The following is a 19,690-nucleotide window of genomic DNA, read 5'->3' on the forward strand; positions in this document are numbered from 1 at the left end:
AAAATGTTAGTGCTGATGGATCGTTTGGCCTCTTTTAAAGGGATTGAAAATCCCCGTGTCCTTGGTTCGATTCCGAGTCCGGGCACCACTATTTAAAGAACCCAGCCTATGGCTGGGTTTTTGCTTTCTGGGATTCTGGTAGATTTCTGGTCATTCTGACCACTAATGTCGCTGCTTTACCTCTTGAGCCCCATCTGAGTATCTCCCTTTAGCGACAACTTACTCTTCCGGTCACTGTACCAACCTCTGCTGGTCTTCACGCTGCCAATAAACACTATTTCCTGCCGGTATACCTGCTGGTGAATTGATCACAGCAAGGCAGCATCCGGTCTTTGTCCGGTCAGGGAGAGTGAAGCATCATTGCTTTCTTTTGTGTGGCCCTATGATGCTTGAGATTTCACATACTTAGTATCATGATACCAACAAATATGAATCAAAAAATCGAATCTGCCCATGGCAGATTGAGAACTTGTGGGCTATCTCTGGTGCTTTACCTGCATAAAGCTTCAGCTAAGACATCGGGGCGATGTCTTAGATCTACATTCAGAAGGAATTCATGTGACTGTTAGTGTAGCAATATGCTCTGTAGCTGACCTGCTTACAGGTAAACAAATTAAAACCGGTACATGTGACACAATCAGCAGCAATTTTTCTATACCAGAGTATCAACGCCCTTATATATGGCAAGATAGGCAAATCGCGAGGTTGTTAAAGGATATAGCGGAACACCAAGCCCATTCAAGCACTATGCCCTATTATTTAGGTAGTGTCATTTTGCATGCTGATGGTGAGAGCCTTAATATCATCGACGGTCAGCAACGCTTGACCACTTTAGCATTAATGGCTCATCTTAATGGGCAATTTACTGATTTTTCGATGCATTATAACTCACCAATTAGTCAACGGCAGATAGTGCATAATCTTGCCTGGTTAAAACAGCATTCTGGCGAGTGGCTAGAATTGATTGATTTTAATCTATTGCAGTTCTCACTAGTCATCACTCGTTCTGAAGATCAAGCCTACCAATTTTTTGAAACTCAAAATACTGGAGGTGTACGTCTGAATGGCGATCAAATCATCAAAGCACACCATCTGCGAGCAATTGGCGAAAAAGATAAGCTATCCATTGATCGCTTTGCCAGGCGTTGGGAAGCACTCGGTGATTTGTCTAATATTGTTGATTTACTGGTTAGAGGGCGCTACTGGCAGTATTTGCATTTTAGAGAATATCCGCTGCATAACCAGAAGGCGCTAATTAGAAACTGCATTGTCAATGAGTTGGCAGAAAACACGGGTAAGGGAGAAGATACTGCCTTTGGTCGCATCACTCGTACTTATTCAGCTAGCGGCACAGAAAGTTTATCTCAAGCACAAGTGGGATATGATTTAAGGCAACCTCTCAATAGTGGTGTAAATACTATTCACTACCTTCAGTATTTTGAAAAACTTCGTCAAACTTATCTACTGCACGGTGAAATGAGCTCAACACTAAAAGGATTCAGTGATTTTTATAATCATTTCATTTGCAAACTAGAAGGCTGTAGTTATCTCAAACAACTACTGGATACTGCACTATTGCTTTATATAAGTCAGTTTGGTCAAATAAATTTAGAAGTGGCTGCAAAAAAGCTATTTAGGGTTATTTATTCGCGTCGCATTGAGAACCAAACCGCCGTAAAAGAAAGGTCAATACCTGCTTTTATACAAGAAACACCAGTACTTGACTGGATTGCAACAAGTTTTACGGTCGAACAACTTTTTTCGAAGCTGGATGGTTTTGACTTAAAGGTGAATAGCAATGGACTCGGCGAGGATGACAACACTGTCAAAAAACGCTTTGTTATACGCGTGATAGAGCATTTTGACCTATCAATCAGTCAAAGTAATTTTAAAACACAATTCGGTCCTAATTTTGATAAATATATAAAAGGCCTGGAGGTCAGAAATGGATAAGGAACAAGGTGTTAAAACGGAGATTCTAACACTAGAAACTGTGCTTAATAAAGGCTATCAGTTTTCAATCCCAAGCTATCAACGCCCTTATGTTTGGAGTGATGATGACGTATTACTGCTATTTAATGATATTAAAGATGCTTGCTTTGCTGGCGACAAAAATTACTTCATTGGCACTGTTCTTTCATCCTTGCTGGAACAAAACACTCATAAAATATATGAACTGATTGATGGTCAGCAACGCACAACAACTTTGATGCTAATTGCTATTGCTTTTAAGACTGCTGGTAGCAAGACTCTTTTGACTGATGTGATTGTATATGAGAATAAACCCAGGTTGCAGTTTGCAATTCGAGAGCAAGTCCAGAATTTATTGGGAAGTCTTGCTGGACTAAAATCCTTTGAAAAACCGTCTGATGAATCGATTGCACAAAACCACTACCTTAAGCAACTAGATATAGCGCTAACTGTTTTAACCAAAGAAATCGCTAAGCTTAAACAGCAATCGGCGCAAAATTTTGAGTTATTGGGAAAATATATTTTTAGCCAAGTACAATGGGTAAATAATGTTGTTCCCGTACAAATGGATTTAAATCGCTTGTTTGCCACGATGAATACAACCGGCATTCAGTTAGAGCAAACAGACATTTTAAAGGCAAAATTACTAAAGCGAATTAAAACACATAAATCGCAATATGAAGCAATTTGGGTTTCCTGTGAACATATGGAAAACTACTTTGAAAGAAATGTTAGAAAAACATTTAAAAAAGCTGACTGGAAAAATATTCAACCGCAAGAGCTTTCTACATTTAGTTTAAATAAATTTACTATTACTGAAGAACCAACGAAAAAAAATGACTCAGGATTATCCATTGCTCAACTTGCTGAACAAATTGAGAGTCAATTTACTCCAGAGGACACAGTACCAGAACAATTGGAATCAGATGAGTTGGATATCGAGACAGTATATTGTCGTTCAATCATTGGTTTCCCTTTGTTACTTATTCATGCTTATCGTGTATTTCTTGCATTGAATGAACAAAAAGATATCATTCCAAGACTGCATAGTGATAGGTTACTTGAAATCTTTGAGCCACTTATTAATTCCGATGAATGCACAGTAAAAGATTTCATAGAAATGCTTTGGCAAGTACGCTACCAGTTTGATACATGGGTTGTTAAATGGGTCGAAAAGGATGATAACCTAGATGCGCATCTTGCATTAGCTAATGTTTCTCGTAGCATCTCCAAAGGGAAATACTACTTAAACCGGTCTCCTAAACCATTAAGTGACCTGGTAATGCTGCAAAGTGTTCGTAATTTTACTGGTGAACGCAGTGCGCAATATTGGTTAACACCATTTATTGCATCACTGATTCGTAGAGAAGTTGGCGGCACAGAAGATAAACGCGCATGTCGGATACTTGAACGCATTGATAATCGAATGTCTCTTGCATTAGACAGCCAAAAAGAGGCAAGTTTTAAACAGGCTAAATGGTTAAAACCTAAGACTAAACCCTGGGATGAGCTGGTAACATATTTCAACGAATCGCATGGTATCGGATTTGAACACTATTGGTTCCAAAAACTAGAATATATACTATGGAAATCATTAAATAATACCGTTCTGCCAGAAAAAGATCTAATCAAATTTGAACAATATCGTATTACTTCTAAAAACTCCGTAGAACATGTTCACCCACAGCAAGAAGAATATGGTAATAGACTCACTGAAACACCTTTAAACTCTTTTGGTAACCTAGTGCTATTGAGCCCTGGAGATAATTCATCTTATAGCAATCAATCAGTCGCAAAGAAAAAAGCAGACTTTGAAGCCAAACCTCGATTTGACTCGTTAAAATTGAGAGCTATTTTCCGCTCCAAGACTAACTTTGATGAGGGTTGGACTGAAAAAAATATTAAAAATCATAAAAACGCGATGATTAAGTTGCTAACAGAGCATTACGGAAAAAATTCTGAATAGCATACCTAAATACAGGTCAGGAACGTTTACCAGAACGGGGCTGTTCATCAGATTAAAATCCGGTGACAGCTCGACCTGATTGCAGGCTTGATTCATGGCTTGCTATCCTTTTGGCAAACGATGCTCACCACACTAACGCTGTTCACGGTATGAGCAAGAGCAAACCAGAAAACATCTGATCCGCATCACTACAGAATCTTTCCCCGTCCCTTTCCCGCAATATCCCCGTTGTTCTCCCGCCACAGAGATTCACACATTCCTTGTATACTAACACTTTTCTTTAAATTTCCCGTTTTCCCGTTTAATTTTCACAGTTCGTAGATAAACTATTCTCACCTCGTGATTTTATAATCCTTAATAAAATCCCGTTGAATAGATACCATAAAGAAAACACCAAAAGATAGCTCTAACAGAGAAATCATTTCATAGGAAACCTTCAATAAATTCAATAGCTGCCAAGAAATGATTTATATTATTTATGCATGTAAACGTGGAAACTTAGCGTGATTAATATTTTTATCAATCACATTCACATCAATTAATAAAAACAAATTAAAATCACTCATAATTATCAGGAAAAGCAATGGCCGATTTCATATATACATTCACTTATATATTATTCATATGGATTGTTTATTACTAGTCATGAATATCTCTTCGCTAATTTACTATCAGTCTCTTTCATTAAATGCTACCCCTGCATCTTTTTCACGGGGAAACGGGGAATTACCCGTCAAACCGTTATGGCGCAACGTTTTTTCACCTCCCGTTTCCAGAAATTCCACCGGGCAAGTTGCGGGGGAGACCAGAGACAGACCGGAGAATGTCGATTCTCCTTTTCCCCACAATCCATGACCTGCACTGCCAGTTCATAGCCATGCTGCCTTTTCTGCCACGGCTCGCATAACACACTGAGGCACGGGACTCTTCCCTCCCTGCCTCACTTTCTGACCTCACTAACGTATTAATCACCCCTGCATAAGGAGACTTCTGCATGTCCACACCACGCCGTTTTAAGTTTACTCACCGCCTCATTGATGGCCTGCCCCCTAATGAACCTGATGCCCCCTCCCGTGAAGCGGAATACAGCGATACCGAAATCAGCGGGCTCAAATGTCTGGTTGGTAAGGGAGAAGGTAAGAAGAAGTTTCTCCTGCGCTATCTCTGGCAGGGCCGCAAACGTGCTATCAGCATCGGTCACTGGCCGGAGATTGATGTCACTGTCGCCCGAAAGATTGCCACTGAGATGAAACGCCAGATAGCTACCGGCACTGACCCGCGTTATGAGCGGGACAAATGCCGGGCCATTCCTACCCTTCAGGAAGCCTTCAGCCAGTATTATTTCCCGTGGGCAAAGCTGCATAAAAAGAGCTGGAACAAGGATGAGCAGCGCTTTCGCGACCATATAGCCCCAGTGATGGGAAATCTGCTGCTTAATGAAATTACGCCCCGTCACGTTACCCATCTTCAGTCATCGCTCTGCGAAACCTGTCAGCCCGCCACCAATAACCGGGTGATTGCTCTGCTAAAGGCCCTCCTCAGATGGTCACTGCATCATGAGATGGTGACGGTGAACCCGGCGGCAAACATCCCACTTCTGCGTGAAAATAACGCCCGCCAGCGTTATTTCTCGGAAACGGAAATCCGGCGCATATTCGAGGCTGCCAGTGAGGACAACAGCCGTGTAGTCGGGATTTATATTCGTTTACTACTGCTGACCGGATTGCGGCGTGACGAGCTGAGGCTGGCAAAATGGGTACATTACAATAAGCAACAGGGAACGCTGTGGCTACCGGAAACCAAGAACGGCTCAGGGCGACTGGTTCATCTCAACAACTGGGCGGTAAAGCTGATTGATGAGCTGCCCCGCTTCGGCGGCAATGTATGGATGTTTGGCGGTAAAATTCCGGGTAAACCGGTCTGCAATGTCACCAAAGCTTTCAGGCGCATTATCCGACGGGCAGGCATCTACGATGAGGAGGTCTGTATTCACACCTGTCGGCACTCGGTCGCCGCATTAATCGTTTCACGGGGAGGCACCCTATATGACGTCCAGGCCCAGCTCGGACACCGCAGCATTCAGTCATCACAGCGCTATGCTCATCTGCATCCGCAGCGGCTGAAAGCAACCGGCCAGTTGATTGAGCAACATATTGGTAATGCACTGGCATTTTCCGGGCCATGTGATTAATCAATAAAAATGGGAAAGGCCGCCTGTGCGGGCGGCCTGTGGAATCCAATGATTAAGAATTCAGAAACTGGCTGTGGCAAATTCGGCGGATAAGCAGTACCCCGTCACGTTCACTTTTTGTATGGTCCGGCGTGTCGTCAGACGATCGCCTTCCGGGCGGGTCAGATAACCTTCTTCGTCAATTAAGCGGGCCAGTTTTTTCGCAGACAAGCCCCAGTTCATGCCAAGTTTCTCAAGGGTGTCCGGCAGTATCAAATAGCTCCCGTCATTTAGAATATACCCAGTAGTATCGGTTTTACGGGACGCAAAACAGGGCATTTTCGCATCAATAAATTTTGACCGGCTCACTGCAATGAAGTTCTGAACGGTAATCAGGACGTTCTGCTTGCGGCCCGCATCAGAACGATAGTTATGCAACCAACGGTTAAAAGCTACGTAAACCACATCGGCGATCTCTTCTTTTTCCCATGGCAGGATTTGCCACTCTGACGCCAGCGCGCCTGCAAGATAGAGGATTGCAAAACGCTGGAGAGCCCTGCACTCAACAGAATTAAGGGTGATCAGGCCTGCATGTAAACGTCGTTTCATCTCATCAAGCATGACATCCAGGTCTGCTTTCAGAAAATCAGAGGTCGCTTTCCAGTCAAAATACTTACCCTCTTCATCGGCAAAGCCCGTCAGGCAACGAATGAATTCATAACCAGCACTACCATGGAAGGTCAGCAGGCTGGTTTTTATCTCACCAATGCGCTGTCGGGCTGCATCAATTTCTTCATTCACGCCACGGGAATCCTCTGCCGTGACAGGAATAGACAAGGCGCGATGCAACATGCCGTCCATCACAGGAGACTTTTCCTGCCGAATTCTGTCTACAATGGTTAACTCGCCGGTTGAAAGCACATTCTGCACCCACGTTGATTGTCGGGCCATCCCCAGAGTCTCGCCGTCCATTCTCGACTTCGTTACTCCAGAAACAACGTCATACAGCGTCTCAGCAAAAAACTTGCCGGTGAAGGAACCCAACTCATCCAGGCACAACGTGGTTCCGTTATTCATCACCATCAGTAATTCCAGTCCGTTTGACGTGCTGTTCCAGCGCTGAATTTGGGTCGGACTACCGCTTCCGGGTTCAGCTGCAAGGCCATTCACACTGGCTCCAGCCTGGATCGCAGCAGTTTTTCCCGTCGAACTGTCACCACACAGATGGAAAATTGCGCCACTTTCGCCCAACAGAGGGAGAAGTGATGAACTCAGCCCCACCAGAATCGACAATTTGGGTGCCATACCGCATACCTTCTGAGCGATCTGTTCCTGCCATTGCTTAAGCGAACCCGAGACAGCAATGGCATCATTAATAGCCATATCCTCATTCGGGATCACATCCTGTATCCCCTCTCGTTCAGCAACAAAAATGGGATATGGACCAAACTGGAACACCAGCTCCTCAGGCTGAAAACCCGGTCTTATAGCCACGCGGTAGAGTGGCAAATTCAGCTCACAGGACTTTTCCAGGAACATCAGAAATAGTTTGCTGTCCTGGACAAAGACGCCCTTCCCGGCAAGCTGACTGATGACAGAATCAGCATTTTTTTTAGCCTTTTTCAGGCTGATAGTTATGTCAGCTTCAGCACCGCTATGATTCGTGCATTTCAGAATAATTTGCCAGTTACCGTTGCGGGTGCGGTTACAGGCTTTCGCCACAGGTTTGAGCAATTGGCTGGACACAATTTTTTTCTTATCGTCATCTTCATGACAAAAATAAACGATACCATTCTCTTCGGTAAAACCTTCCGGTAACATGTATTCTGCTGCTTTGCTGTTCACGTTTGACATAATATAATCCTTATCAGGTTTGATTTTAGGTTGTGGATTACCCTTCCCTCTAAAAGGGAATAAAGTATCCAGTTTTGTTAATTTCTAATGTACTGCTGCGAAATTCAGTATTTCAGCATCAGGGTCATCGCCTTTTCAACATCTTCATGTTGCTGGCCGCGAAAGAATGATATATATCTCTCCGTTGTCTTTATATTCCGATGACCGAGGAATACCTTTACGGCATAAATGTTATTAGTTGCCGCTAACATTGCACTGCCTGCGGTGTAGCGCAATTCATGCAAGAGGCATTTGCGAATCCCAGCCTTCTCACAGAGCTTTGCCATTAATCTGCGAGGCTCACTGACCATTCCCCCCTTCATCGAGCGAAAAATTAAACCTGTCGCTCCATATTTACTCTGCTGCATACGTAAAATTTCCTTAGCTTCACGGCAAAGTGGCACCAGCCTGGAGTCTCCAGATTTACTGTCTCTCAAGAAAAGCGTATTACTTTTAAAATTCACATCTTCAAGCAATCCAGCACGTGCTTCCCCCAGACGCATTCCGGTGAAAGCCAGAAGCATAATAAGGCTCAGCGTGTCGCGTGGCTCTGCAACTATTTCCTCTTTAAGGACTCGAATTAATGAAGAAAATTCTTCTGGTTCAAGTGTTTTTCGAAAGGATGCAGGCTCTTTATAAGTCCGCATTCCGGCCACAGGAGATATATCCATATAGCCAAACTCCACAGCAAATGAATATATCGCCTTGATTAAATTAAGATGTCTGTTACGGGTTGAACACTTAAGATGTGTCAGTCCGTTAATATAGCTTTGAATCTTTAGCCGCGTAATATCTAAAATCTCTATGTCACCTAATTGTGGTACAATATAATTCGAGATCTTAGACTTATCGGTATGGCTGGATTTCTTATACCCTCTGGTATGCTGAAGGTATATATGACAGAGTTCAGCCAGGGTCATAGATTTTCAGCAATACATCAATGTAGTGGGACAAATTCACATTGTTCTCCTTCTGTCAGTTTCATTCACTCACCAGATTCAGTTTCTGATTTCCGGTGAGCCTCGGTATGAGGATAAATGTACGCCTGACAGAAGATTTAGTCTAAACGGTGACTATAGAGGAAGGGAGAAAATATCATGCTGAAAAAATATCAATAAATACATGAAGATATGACAGGTTTGCAGTCCTCGTTATTAAATCTGCACTTTTTAGTTCAAAACACCACCACTAAGCAGACCAGTTTACCCAAATGCACTCGGCCAATGACATTTCCCGTGACGTCCCCCAAGTAGATAAGAGTTAACAGCGCCGGGCGGCACATAGCCACACACGGCACCATCCTATACGGAATACCTGAGGCTCACACCAGTCACAACTATGTGAAAATTGCCCCCTGAAATCCTCTGAACTGGCAGCAACCTACTCGGCCTTTTTAGGTTTAGATGTTCTCCAGAGAACGTTATCAGGGTCAAAATGCTCGCCCATGAATTTTTTGATCCCCGCTCTGGTGCTGAGATCAATCAATGGAACAGGCTGCTGGTAACACCGTTTAAACGAAATCCTGCGAATATGGCTGCGTGCTTTTCCGTCCATCGCATCCTTTGTTAATGACCAGAAATACTGCGCGGTTCGGGTTGAGTTCGAGTCCAGCCAGGATACATTGCGATAAATATGATTAATGACATCTGGTGACAAATAGCGATCATTCTCATCCAGAATGCTTTCCTTCTTATCCTGAAGGCGCAACAATGAACAGTACCAAACGACCTTCATTAATAACCTACGCTGCTCTTTAATGATAAAGAACGAATCTTGTGTAAAATTCTCATTAATGAGTACCTGTAACGGACTGCCAGGCATAGTTATCTTAGTGACCCCAGACTGAAGCATGTTTGCACGCTTAATAACTTCAAGCACTTTTCTCAGTAGAACGAATGTGAACATCGTGTCGAAAGCAACTTTTCGCTCAAAAAAGTGCACCTTACTCTTTTGCTTAGTGAATTTACACATTTCAGTTTCCCCTCTGTTCTGCTGGCATCCAGTCGTAAGCCCCAGAAGGTGTGAAAGTACGTCGGTAATGTGACCCGTTTTTCCAGTATCCAGCTTTTCATCAAAAACACTCAACCCTTCCAGAAACCGCTCATTTATCATTTTAATGTAATTTAAATCAAAAATATGCTCCGATGCATTATTTTCCTTTTCCGGGAAAAATGAAAATACGTTACCTTGAGCTAACACTGTTTCATTTAGTTTAATCAGAAACTCTTGTCCATTAAGTTCTGAAATGAGTGTCTTAACTATCACTTCAAGATCGAAGATATACTTCTCATTCGATGCAATCATTGGTTCGAAACTGGAATTATAAATGCTGATATAATTACAAGGGAAGTTTCGATAAAAATACCCTACCTTCCCCTCATTTCGATGACTGAGTGAATTCAACATAAAGGCCACGATATTCAGAGCGCCATCCTTTGTTAGAACATCAAGCACTGAATGTCCCTTTTCTGCAGCTGCAAAAATACCCGGTATTTTCAATGCATACATTACATTCAAAAAACCCTGAGGTTTAATTTTTTGGCTATTTGCATTCTGAGGTAGGATCGCAAATTTAGCCAAGAATTGAAATCCATCCCCTTTTGTGCAAAATCTGGTTGACATTCGCAGATTGACTACAGTACCGTTCTGTGCAAAAGGTGGTTGGAGTCAAGAATGAACGAATTTACGGGATCGGCAGCTTCACAGGCTGACTTTATTTGGAAGAATGCGGAAGACCTTTGGGGGGACTTCAAGCATACGGACTTTGGCAAGATCATTTTGCCGTTTACCTTGCTGCGCCGCCTGGAGTGTGCGCTGGAGCCGACCCGCGAGGCGGTGAGAGAAGCGCATGACGCTTTCAAGGATGCCGATGTTGAGCTGGATACCATTCTGCGCTCAACCGCTGAATACCCCTTCTACAACACCTCTGAATACTCCCTCGGGACCCTGGGTAGCACCAAGACGCGCCGCAATCTGGAAGACTACATCGCCCTGTTTTCGGATAACGCCCGCGCTATCTTCGAGGAGTTTGAGTTTAGCAATACGGTGATCCGGCTGGAGAAAGCGGGCTTGCTGTACAAGATTTGCCAGAACTTCGCCAAGATCGACCTGCACCCTGATGTGGTGCCGGATCGGGTGATGAGTAACATCTACGAACACCTGATTCGCCGCTTTGGTGCCGAGGTAAATGAAGGGGCCGAGGACTTCATGACGCCGCGTGACATCGTTCACCTGGCGACCGCATTGCTGCTTGACCCGGATGATGCCCTGTTTGAGGCCAGCCCCGGTTTGATTCGTACTTTGTATGACCCGACCTGTGGCACGGGTGGCTTCCTCACCGATGCCATGAACCATGTGGGCGACTACGGTAACCGCGACAAGATCCCGCCAGTGCTGGTGCCGCACGGGCAGGAGTTGGAGCCGGAAACCCATGCGGTTTGTGTGGCCGGTATGCTGATCCGCCGTTTGGAGTCCGACCCTGGCCGAGATCTGTCGAAGAACATTCGTCAGGGCAGCACGCTGTCCAACGACCAGTTTGCCGGTGAGCGTTTCCACTACTGCCTGTCCAATCCGCCTTTTGGCAAGAAATGGGAGAAGGACAAAACCGCCGTCGAAGCGGAACACAAAAAAGGCGAGCTGGGCCGGTTTGGGCCGGGCCTGCCGAAAATTAGCGATGGCTCCATGCTGTTTTTGATGCACCTGGCGAGCAAGCTAGAACTGCCGATCAACGGCGGTGGCCGCGCGGCTATTGTGCTGTCGGGTTCGCCACTGTTTAACGGCGGTGCCGCGTCTGGCGAATCGGAAATCCGCCGTTGGTTGCTGGAAGACGACCTGATTGAAGCCATTGTGGCTCTGCCAACGGATCTGTTCTTCCGCACCAATATTGCCACCTACCTGTGGATTCTGTCCAACAAGAAGCCGCAGGAGCGCAAAGGCAAGGTGCAGTTGATCAACGCCACCGACCTGTGGACTGCAATCCGAAACGAGGGTAACAAGCGCCGTATTGTCAGCGATGAGCAGCGCCGCCAGATTCTGGACATCTACGCCGCAGGCGAAACCGGTACGCTTTCCCGGATGCTGGACTACCGTACCTTTGGCTACCGCCGTATCAAGGTCTTGCGTCCGCTGCGCATGACCCTGGAGCTAGATAAGGTGGGCATGGAGCGGCTGGAAGCCGAAGCTGCCTGGGAAAAGCTCTCTGACACGCATCAGACATTCTGGCGCGAAGCCCTCAAGCCGTTGATTGGGCAAACGCAGCCCTATAGCTGGGCAGAAACCTTTGTCAGGGACTCGATCAAGTCTGTCGAAGCCAAGCAGCTCAAGGTCAAATCCAACAAGACATTGATCACCGCGCTGATCAACGCCTTTGGTCACAAAGACCCGAAAGCCGAGCCAGTCACGGATTCAAACGGAGAGCTGGTGCCAGACACAGATTTAACTGATTACGAGAACGTCCCCTATCTGGAGGACATCGACGACTACTTTGCCCGCGAAGTGCTTCCTCATGTGCCGGATGCCTGGCTGGATGAGAGCTTTACCGATGCAAGGGATGGTCAATTGGGCCGCGTTGGCTACGAGATCAACTTCAACCGCTTCTTCTACCAGTACCAGCCGCCGCGCAAGCTGCATGATATTGATGAAGACCTGAATCAGGTAGAAGCCGAGATTGCCGCGCTACTGGCGGAGGTGGCCAGCGAATGAGCCAGTACAGAGCATATCCCGCGTATAAGGATTCCGGCGTTAAGTGGATTGGGCAGGTGCCGGTGCATTGGAAGATTGCGCAGATTAAGCGTATTTCCGCCTTGAATCCCAGGAAATCGACCTTAAGCGAGGAAAAGAATTCTCTTTGCACATTTCTCCCTATGGAAAAGCTGAGAACCAATGCTGTAACACTTGATGAAACTCGTCCTATTCATGAAGTGTATGGTGGATATAGCTATTTCTGCGATGGCGATATTCTGATCGCCAAGGTAACGCCTTGCTTCGAGAATGGAAACATAGCGGTAGCCAATGGTCTGGTTAACGGCATTGGGTTTGGCTCTACAGAAATCAATGTTCTTCGGGTAAATGGAAAGGGACATAACCGGTTTCTTTACTACCGTCTGCAAGAAGAGCAGTTCAGAACAATTGCCAAATCTGAGATGAGAGGCACTGGAGGCTTAAAGCGAGTTCCACCGGATCTGTTTGAGTCATTTGCTATCGGGCTTCCCGACACTGACGAACAAGCCACCATCGCGGCCACCCTCGACCGCGAAACCGCCCGTATTGATGCGCTTGTCGAGAAGAAAACCCGCTTTATCGAGCTGCTGAAGGAAAAGCGCCAAGCGCTGATTACCCATGCGGTCACCAAGGGACTAGACCACAACGTGAAGATGAAGGATTCCGGCATTGAGTGGATTGGGCAGGTGCCGGAGCACTGGGAGGCGACAAAACTAAAGCATGTTGCTGCATTCTCTGGTGGTGGTACGCCATCAAAAGAAAATCCAGACTATTGGAACGGTTGCATCCCTTGGGTCTCTCCAAAGGATATGAAACATGAGGTGATTACCGATTCTATAGATCATATAACTACCAAAGGACTGGAAAATAGTGCCACGAAACTGATTGACTCGGGAGCGGTGTTGCTGGTTGCTCGATCAGGTATTCTTCGCCACACGATACCGGTTGGGATCAATAATGTTCCTGTTAGCTTAAATCAGGACATGAAAGCATTGAGCCTTGATGAAACTAGGGTTAGACCCCGGTTTATACTTCGGTGGGTACAGGGTCTTAACCGCTCGTTGCTTGGGATATGGGCAAAAGAAGGAGCTACTGTTGAAAGCTTAGAGCATGAATATGTAGCGAACACTCGTCTACCTCTTCCAGACCTGAAGGAGCAAGATGCCATTCTAGCCACCCTCGACCGCGAAACCGCCCGCATTAATGCTCTGATTAGCAAGGCTGAACAAAGTATCACCCTGCTCAAAGAACGCCGCGCCGCCTTTATCACCGCCGCTGTCACAGGCCAGATTGATTTGCGAGGAAAACAATAAATGCAATCAGCAGCACATCAGGAAAAACACTTCCAGCAATACATCATCGACCGGTTGGTAGGGCAGGGCTGGAAGCTGGGTGATTCCAAGTTCTACGACACCGAGCGGGCGGTGTACCCCGAAGACCTGGAAAGCTGGATTAAAACCAGCGGCCAGCAGGAAAAATGGGACAAGCTGGAACGGCTCAACGGGGCCAAAACCCTTGAAGTGCTGATGGATCGCTTGGATAAAGCACTGGAGAAACAAGGCACCATGCAGGTGTTGCGCCAGGGTTTTTCCATTGCCGGTTGCGGCCTGATCGAGATGACCGAGGCTGCACCGGAAGACAAGCGCAATGCAGCAGTCATTGAGCGTTACCAGGCCAATATCCTGCGCGTGGTGCCGGAACTGAAGTATCACCCGGCCCGTGAATTTGCCATTGATCTGGTGCTGTTTATCAACGGTCTGCCGGTGGCAACCGTCGAACTGAAGACCGACTTCACCCAGTCCTGCGAAGCGGCAATGGATCAGTACCGCAATGATCGTCTGCCGTATGACGCCAAGACCAAACGCCGGGAGCCATTGCTGACCTTCAAGCGCGGGGCGGTGGTGCATTTCGCCATGTCCGACTCTGAAATCATGATGGCGACCAAGCTGGATGGAGAAAACACCTTTTTCCTGCCGTTCAATAAGGGGCGCAAGGACGAAAACGGCACGGTACATGCGGGTAACCCGCCAGGTGAGATTAAGGCCGATGGTACTCAGGAATACCCGATAGCCTACTTCTGGGAGACGGTCTGCCAGCCGGATGCCTGGCTGCGGATTTTCCATAGCTTTGTCTACGTCGAGAAAAAGGACGTTGTGGATATTCAGGGCAACTGGTCGAAGAAAGAAACCCTGATTTTCCCGCGCTTCCACCAATGGACGGCAGTGAACCAGATGCTGACCGATGCCCGCGAAAACGGCGCAGGCATGACCTACCTGTGTGACCACAGCGCCGGTTCCGGCAAGACCAGCACCATTTCCTGGACGGCCCATGACTTGGTGAAACTGCGCGAAGATAACGGCGATTCGGTATTTAACAGCGTGATCATTGTCACCGACCGCAATGTGCTGGACGGCCAGCTTCAGGACGCGGTGAAGCAGATTGACCATCAGTTTGGGGTGATCGCCGCCATTGACCGGCAGAAGTCATCCAAGTCCAAGAGCAAGCAACTCTCGGAGGCCTTGTTGTCTGGCACGCCGATTGTGGTGGTCACGATCCAGACCTTCCCCTACGCGATGGAAGCCATCATCACTGACAAGGCCCTGAAAGGGAAAAACTTTGCTGTGATCATTGATGAGGCGCATAACTCGCAGACAGGCTCTACCGCCGCTAAGCTGCAAGCCGCGCTGGGGATGAGTGGGCAAGGCAAGATGTCCACCATGACGGTGGATGAATTGCTGGAACAACTGCAAAAATCTCGGGCTCGCCCGGACAATATCAGCTATTTCGCCTTTACCGGTACGCCGAAGCACTCCACTTTGATGCTGTTCGGTCGCCCAACAGACCCGAGCCAGCCAGCCTCTAACGATAACCCTCCACAAGCCTTCCACCTGTACACCATGCGCCAGGCCATTGAGGAGAAATTCATTCTCGATGTGCTGAAAGGCTATGTGCCCTACAAAACGGCCTTCAACCTTTCCAAGCAGCTTGAAGACAGCAAGCGGGTAAGCGGCAAGGCCGCCAAACGCGCCCTGGCACAGTGGATGTCATTGCATCCCACCAATGTGACCCAGAAGGTACAGTTTATCGTTGAGCACTTCACCAAAAACGTCGCCCACCGGCTGGATGGCAAGGCCAAGGCGATGGTCGTGACCAGCTCCCGCGCCGCTGCCATTCGCTACAAGAAGGCGTTTGACCGCTATATCGAGCAGCACAGCGAGTACGGCTTTATTCATTCACTGGTGGCCTTCTCCGGCAAGATGACCGGTAAGCAGGTGATGCACCAGGATGACAGCGAGTTCAAGGATGATGTGTTTATCGTCGATGAGAACGAAGAGTTCACCGAGCAGAGCATGAACCCGGATGTCCAAGGGCAGGATTTGCGCTTTGCCTTTGACCGACCTGAATACCGGGTGATGTTGGTGGCCGACAAGTTCCAGACCGGCTTTGACCAGCCCAAACTGGTAGCCATGTATGTAGACAAGAAAATCGCCAACCATGTGGAGATTGTGCAGACCTTCGCCCGCCTCAACCGGACGGCCCCCGGTAAGGATGAGGTCTTTATCATCGACTTTGTGAACGACCCAGAGAACGTGCGTCAGGCCTTTACCACCTATGACAAGGGTGCTCACATCGACGAAGTGCAAGACCTTAATGTGGTCTACGAGATCAAGGAGCGCTTGGACGAGCACGGCCTGTACGACGATAAGGACTTGGCCGCGTTCAAGGAAGCTCGCTTCAAGACCATTCGGGACATCACCCATACCAAATCGCCGCAGCACAAGGCGCTGTATGCCGCTACTGCTGGAGCGACGGCCTTGTATAACGACAAGATGAAAATGCTGCGTGATGGCATGGCGACCTGGGAAGCGGCTTTTGAGAAGGCCCGTGCCAAGGGTGATGAGGCAGGTATGAAGTCTGCCGATCACCATCAGGATGAGTATGCCGAGCAAATCAAGGCGCTGATTGGCTTCAAGTCGGATTTGGGGCGTTTTTGTCGTACCTACTCTTATATCGCCCAACTGATTGATTTTGGCGACCCGGAGTTGGAGAACTTCGCCGCGTTCGCCAAGCTGCTGCAAAAGCGTCTATTACACGAAGCTCCGGAAACGGTGGACTTGACCGGCCTGGTGCTCACCGGCTTTGACATCAATGCTCGTTCAGATAACGCGGAAGACGAAGGCGAAACCCCGGTGCTTCAACCGATAGGTGCAGGCGGTGGTGGCGTGGCTGGCGACAAGCCGAAATTCGTCAAAGAGATTATCGAGAGGCTCAACAGTCTGTTTGGTGAGGCGACGCCGATCCAGGATCAGGTGGCTTTCGTTAATCAGATTTCAGCGATTACCGGTGAAAGCGATGTCGTCATGGCTCAGGTGGAAAGCAACACCCGTGAGCAGGCTATGAAAGGCAACCTCCCCGGTGCGGTTCAGCAAGCGGTGGTTCGTGCTTTGTCCAGTCATCAGAAGCTGGCAACCCAGGTGCTCAAGTCTGACCGTCAGGGCATGACCGCATTGGTTGATATGGTGTATGACCTGCTGCGCGAAGGCAAAGACATCGACCTGGATATGGATTAAGCCGATGCTTGACCTGCTGAATCTGCCAGGCATCAAGCCTGTCGATATGCGCCACGAAGGCAAGTGCCTTGTGATAGTTGCTGAGCCGGTAACGGTCGAGGTGCCATTATGTGGGGACTGCAACACCCCTATGCACAGACACGGTACGCGCAAAAACAAGTTCATGGACACGCCGTTGTACATGGAGCCCGTCCGCCTTGAAGTTCAGCGCCCGCGATTTCGCTGTGAGTCGTGCGGAAAAATGTCCATGCCGGAGTTGAGTTTTCTGGATGACAAACGCCGAGCCACCAAACGGCTGGTCGATGTCATTCGGCAACAGTGCCTTGGAACCACCTTCCATGCTTTAGCCGAGCAAACCGGCGTGGCGGTGAACACCGTCAAGAACATCGCTCATGACCTCATTGAGGAACTCTCCCAAACCGTTCGCTATGAAACCCCGGTCATCATGGGCATCGACGAAGTGAACCTGGCAGGCGGGTATCGCTGTGTAATTACCAACCTGGCAACCAACAACGTCTTTGATATGTTGGAGCATCGTACTCAAGAGCACCTGAAGCCCTTCTTCAAGGATTTACCGGACGCTGAGAAGGTGGAATGGGTCTGTACGGATATGTGGCGGCCCTTCAAACGCTCTTTTGCTCAATACCTGCCCAACGCCAAGCTGGTTATCGACAAATTCCATGTCGTTAAAATGGCCTCCGAAGCGCTGGAAGTTGAGCGCAAGAACTATCAGGCTCAGCTAAGCAAAGAAGACCGGATTTACGTCAAAAAGTCCATTCGCTGGCTCACCCTGAAGCGGCCCGGCAACCTGACGCCCGCAGAACAAAAGGCGCTGGAGGTCGTGAAGCAGGCGATCCCAGAGCTTGCCGTAGCCTATGATTTCAAGGAAGCCTTCTTCTGCATCTACGATGAGCCCGATAAGCAGAACGCTCAGAACGCCTTTGAGGCCTGGGAGAACAGCTTGCCAGACCAAGGGCTAGTGGCATTCAAGAAGCTGGCCAAAACGGTTCACAACCATTACGACGACATCTTTGCCTACTGGGATGCGCCGTTCTCAATCACCAATGGCTATACCGAAGGGCTCAACGGACTGATCAAGATGTCCAACCGGTTAGGTCGGGGTTATAGCTACCCCATCATTCGGGCAAAGACGCTGTACTCCAAAGAAGCCCGAAAGGTCGGTAGTGGTATTCGAGCAGGTCACGGCAAGGTGGAATATGGGCCGCACATTCCGACGTTGTTGAAGCAGGCAGAGAGCGGGGAGCTGGATTAGCGCGAGAGAGTTGCATCAGAGAATCCAACCAATGTTAGATTCTGGTGAGGCAATGAAAACAGAGCAATCCAACCAAAGGCTGCATTTGACCTGACCAAGAATCCAGGGTCAGAATGGGCGGATTCCAACCCTAGAATGCAAATAGCCAATTTTTTTAAGGCTAATGATATCAGGATCCTGCTCCATTTTGTTAATCAGGTCGTTTGCCGTGATTTTTTTAAACATTGTCACTCCTGTAATAAATTCACCTGTCGCCCATATATTATTCTGGTGCCCATTAATTAATCAGGACACCATCATGCACATCATACAGTCTCCGGCAGACGCTTTCTGCCTGCCCGTGTCACCGGTTCAGCAATTGCAACTGGTAAACGAACTCACTGAATGCGCTGACAGCAGCCTCACTGCGGCAACGGCGCTGTGGGAGGAAACTCAAACTCAACTTTTGTATCTTCTCCCCGATGAGGAGAAGCACCTTTCTGAACAACTGACCACCTATCTGCAACATTTGGCCTGCAATGCCGAATACGTCATTCGTCTGGATGCTTCGCTGTTGCTTGCCCTGACCATCCTCAATGATTCAGGGCAGGGCTTTTATCTGCTGTTCCCGTCGTCAGCGACCTTTACCGGGGCTGCTGAACTTATCGCTATGGCTGAACCTTCAGGATATTAACCGATGAAAAAGACCAAACCCGCACCAGCCTCCACCCCTGAAACCCAAACCGACCTCTGCGTTCTTACCGGCGAGGCCGAGAAAATTAATCCGCATTCCACTGGCCTGCTGCACTGGGAAATGACTGAAAATCTGGACGGGGAAAGAGGGTTGCGCATTACCGCCAACGACAGTGGCGGTCTGTTCTCCCGGGAATGGATTGCCCTGAGTGCTATATCTGGTGTTCTGAAAACCCATGAAGCCGATGATTTCACCTCCACGGCTCTGCGCCCGTTGTTTACCAGCGCCAGCCGCAATAATGCAGGATTCCTTGCCGCCATTCTTCGCTGTGCTGATATCTGTCTCACCGAAGAGGGTTCAGGCGGGGCGTTCAGCCATCGCTGTTACCCGGACTGGGAAAAGCGACTGGAAAAACTGCTGACAATCCCCCCTTCTGCCTGACCCCCTTTATCCC

The 19,690-nt window shown here is 47.9% G+C and carries 12 protein-coding genes; 9 read left to right on the plus strand and 3 right to left on the minus strand.

All coding sequences use genetic code 11. The annotated features are described in order from the left end of the window. Positions 1–558 precede the first annotated feature (558 nt). The 3 genes from C3451_RS22775 (at position 559) to C3451_RS22785 (ending at position 6,128) form a co-directional block, all read left to right on the plus strand. Positions 559–1,953, plus strand: coding sequence for a DUF262 domain-containing protein (locus C3451_RS22775; RefSeq protein ID WP_124304438.1), 1,395 nt, complete (start codon positions 559–561; stop codon positions 1,951–1,953). Then, a complete protein-coding gene (locus tag C3451_RS22780; protein WP_124304439.1) occupies positions 1,946–3,937 on the plus strand; it encodes a DUF262 domain-containing protein in 1,992 nt (663 codons plus the stop codon). The genes C3451_RS22775 and C3451_RS22780 overlap by 8 nt, the downstream gene beginning before the upstream one ends. Positions 3,938–4,931: 994 nt before the next feature. Continuing rightward, positions 4,932–6,128, plus strand: a complete 1,197-nt coding sequence (locus tag C3451_RS22785) for a site-specific integrase (RefSeq protein WP_124304440.1) — start codon at positions 4,932–4,934, stop codon at positions 6,126–6,128. 60 nt (positions 6,129–6,188) lie between these two features. Here C3451_RS22785 and C3451_RS22790 read toward each other — a convergent pair whose 3' ends face one another. From C3451_RS22790 to C3451_RS22800, 3 genes are all read right to left on the minus strand, one after another. After that, positions 6,189–7,961: a DUF927 domain-containing protein gene (locus C3451_RS22790; RefSeq protein WP_124304441.1), complete on the minus strand. Its 1,773-nt coding sequence runs from the start codon at positions 7,959–7,961 to the stop codon at positions 6,189–6,191. Positions 7,962–8,065: 104 nt separating this feature from the next. Then, positions 8,066–8,920 carry a site-specific integrase gene (locus tag C3451_RS22795; RefSeq protein WP_124304442.1) on the minus strand — a complete coding sequence of 285 codons (855 nt, stop codon included), beginning with the start codon at positions 8,918–8,920 and terminating at the stop codon, positions 8,066–8,068. A 460-nt stretch (positions 8,921–9,380) separates the two neighbouring features. After that, on the minus strand, positions 9,381–10,580 hold the full coding sequence (locus C3451_RS22800; RefSeq protein ID WP_124304443.1) for a hypothetical protein: 1,200 nt from the start codon (positions 10,578–10,580) through the stop codon (positions 9,381–9,383). A gap of 93 nt (positions 10,581–10,673) precedes the next feature. Between C3451_RS22800 and C3451_RS22805 the strand changes: the two genes are divergently transcribed. The 6 genes from C3451_RS22805 to C3451_RS22830 all read left to right on the plus strand — a co-directional run bounded on the left by C3451_RS22805 (position 10,674) and on the right by C3451_RS22830 (position 19,677). Beyond that, positions 10,674–12,701 (plus strand): class I SAM-dependent DNA methyltransferase, encoded by a 2,028-nt coding sequence (locus C3451_RS22805; protein ID WP_124304444.1) that lies wholly within the window; start codon positions 10,674–10,676, stop codon positions 12,699–12,701. Continuing rightward, positions 12,698–14,032 carry a restriction endonuclease subunit S gene (locus tag C3451_RS22810; RefSeq protein WP_124304445.1) on the plus strand — a complete coding sequence of 445 codons (1,335 nt, stop codon included), beginning with the start codon at positions 12,698–12,700 and terminating at the stop codon, positions 14,030–14,032. The genes C3451_RS22805 and C3451_RS22810 overlap by 4 nt, the downstream gene beginning before the upstream one ends. Continuing rightward, positions 14,033–17,290: a type I restriction endonuclease gene (locus C3451_RS22815; RefSeq protein ID WP_124304446.1), complete on the plus strand. Its 3,258-nt coding sequence runs from the start codon at positions 14,033–14,035 to the stop codon at positions 17,288–17,290. It begins immediately after the preceding gene. Between the two features lie 4 nt (positions 17,291–17,294). After that, positions 17,295–18,563 carry an ISL3 family transposase gene (locus C3451_RS22820; protein WP_124304447.1) on the plus strand — a complete coding sequence of 423 codons (1,269 nt, stop codon included), beginning with the start codon at positions 17,295–17,297 and terminating at the stop codon, positions 18,561–18,563. Between the two features lie 298 nt (positions 18,564–18,861). Next, positions 18,862–19,236, plus strand: a complete 375-nt coding sequence (locus C3451_RS22825; protein WP_124304448.1) for a hypothetical protein — start codon at positions 18,862–18,864, stop codon at positions 19,234–19,236. 3 nt (positions 19,237–19,239) lie between these two features. Further along, a complete protein-coding gene (locus tag C3451_RS22830; RefSeq protein ID WP_192894892.1) occupies positions 19,240–19,677 on the plus strand; it encodes a hypothetical protein in 438 nt (145 codons plus the stop codon). Positions 19,678–19,690: the final 13 nt, after the last annotated feature.

The organism is Enterobacter sp. 301B, assembly GCF_003850715.1.
Classification (GTDB): Bacteria; Pseudomonadota; Gammaproteobacteria; order Enterobacterales; family Enterobacteriaceae; genus Enterobacter; species Enterobacter intestinihominis.

Coding starts and splice junctions, on each gene's coding strand:
- C3451_RS22795 (WP_124304442.1), bottom strand. CDS start 8,920: ATGACCCTGGCTGAACTCTGTCATATATACCTTCAGCATACCAGAGGG.
- C3451_RS22785 (WP_124304440.1), top strand. CDS start 4,932: ATGTCCACACCACGCCGTTTTAAGTTTACTCACCGCCTCATTGATGGC.
- C3451_RS22830 (WP_192894892.1), top strand. CDS start 19,240: ATGAAAAAGACCAAACCCGCACCAGCCTCCACCCCTGAAACCCAAACC.
- C3451_RS22820 (WP_124304447.1), top strand. CDS start 17,295: ATGCTTGACCTGCTGAATCTGCCAGGCATCAAGCCTGTCGATATGCGC.
- C3451_RS22805 (WP_124304444.1), top strand. CDS start 10,674: ATGAACGAATTTACGGGATCGGCAGCTTCACAGGCTGACTTTATTTGG.
- C3451_RS22790 (WP_124304441.1), bottom strand. CDS start 7,961: ATGTCAAACGTGAACAGCAAAGCAGCAGAATACATGTTACCGGAAGGT.
- C3451_RS22780 (WP_124304439.1), top strand. CDS start 1,946: ATGGATAAGGAACAAGGTGTTAAAACGGAGATTCTAACACTAGAAACT.
- C3451_RS22810 (WP_124304445.1), top strand. CDS start 12,698: ATGAGCCAGTACAGAGCATATCCCGCGTATAAGGATTCCGGCGTTAAG.
- C3451_RS22825 (WP_124304448.1), top strand. CDS start 18,862: ATGCACATCATACAGTCTCCGGCAGACGCTTTCTGCCTGCCCGTGTCA.
- C3451_RS22815 (WP_124304446.1), top strand. CDS start 14,033: ATGCAATCAGCAGCACATCAGGAAAAACACTTCCAGCAATACATCATC.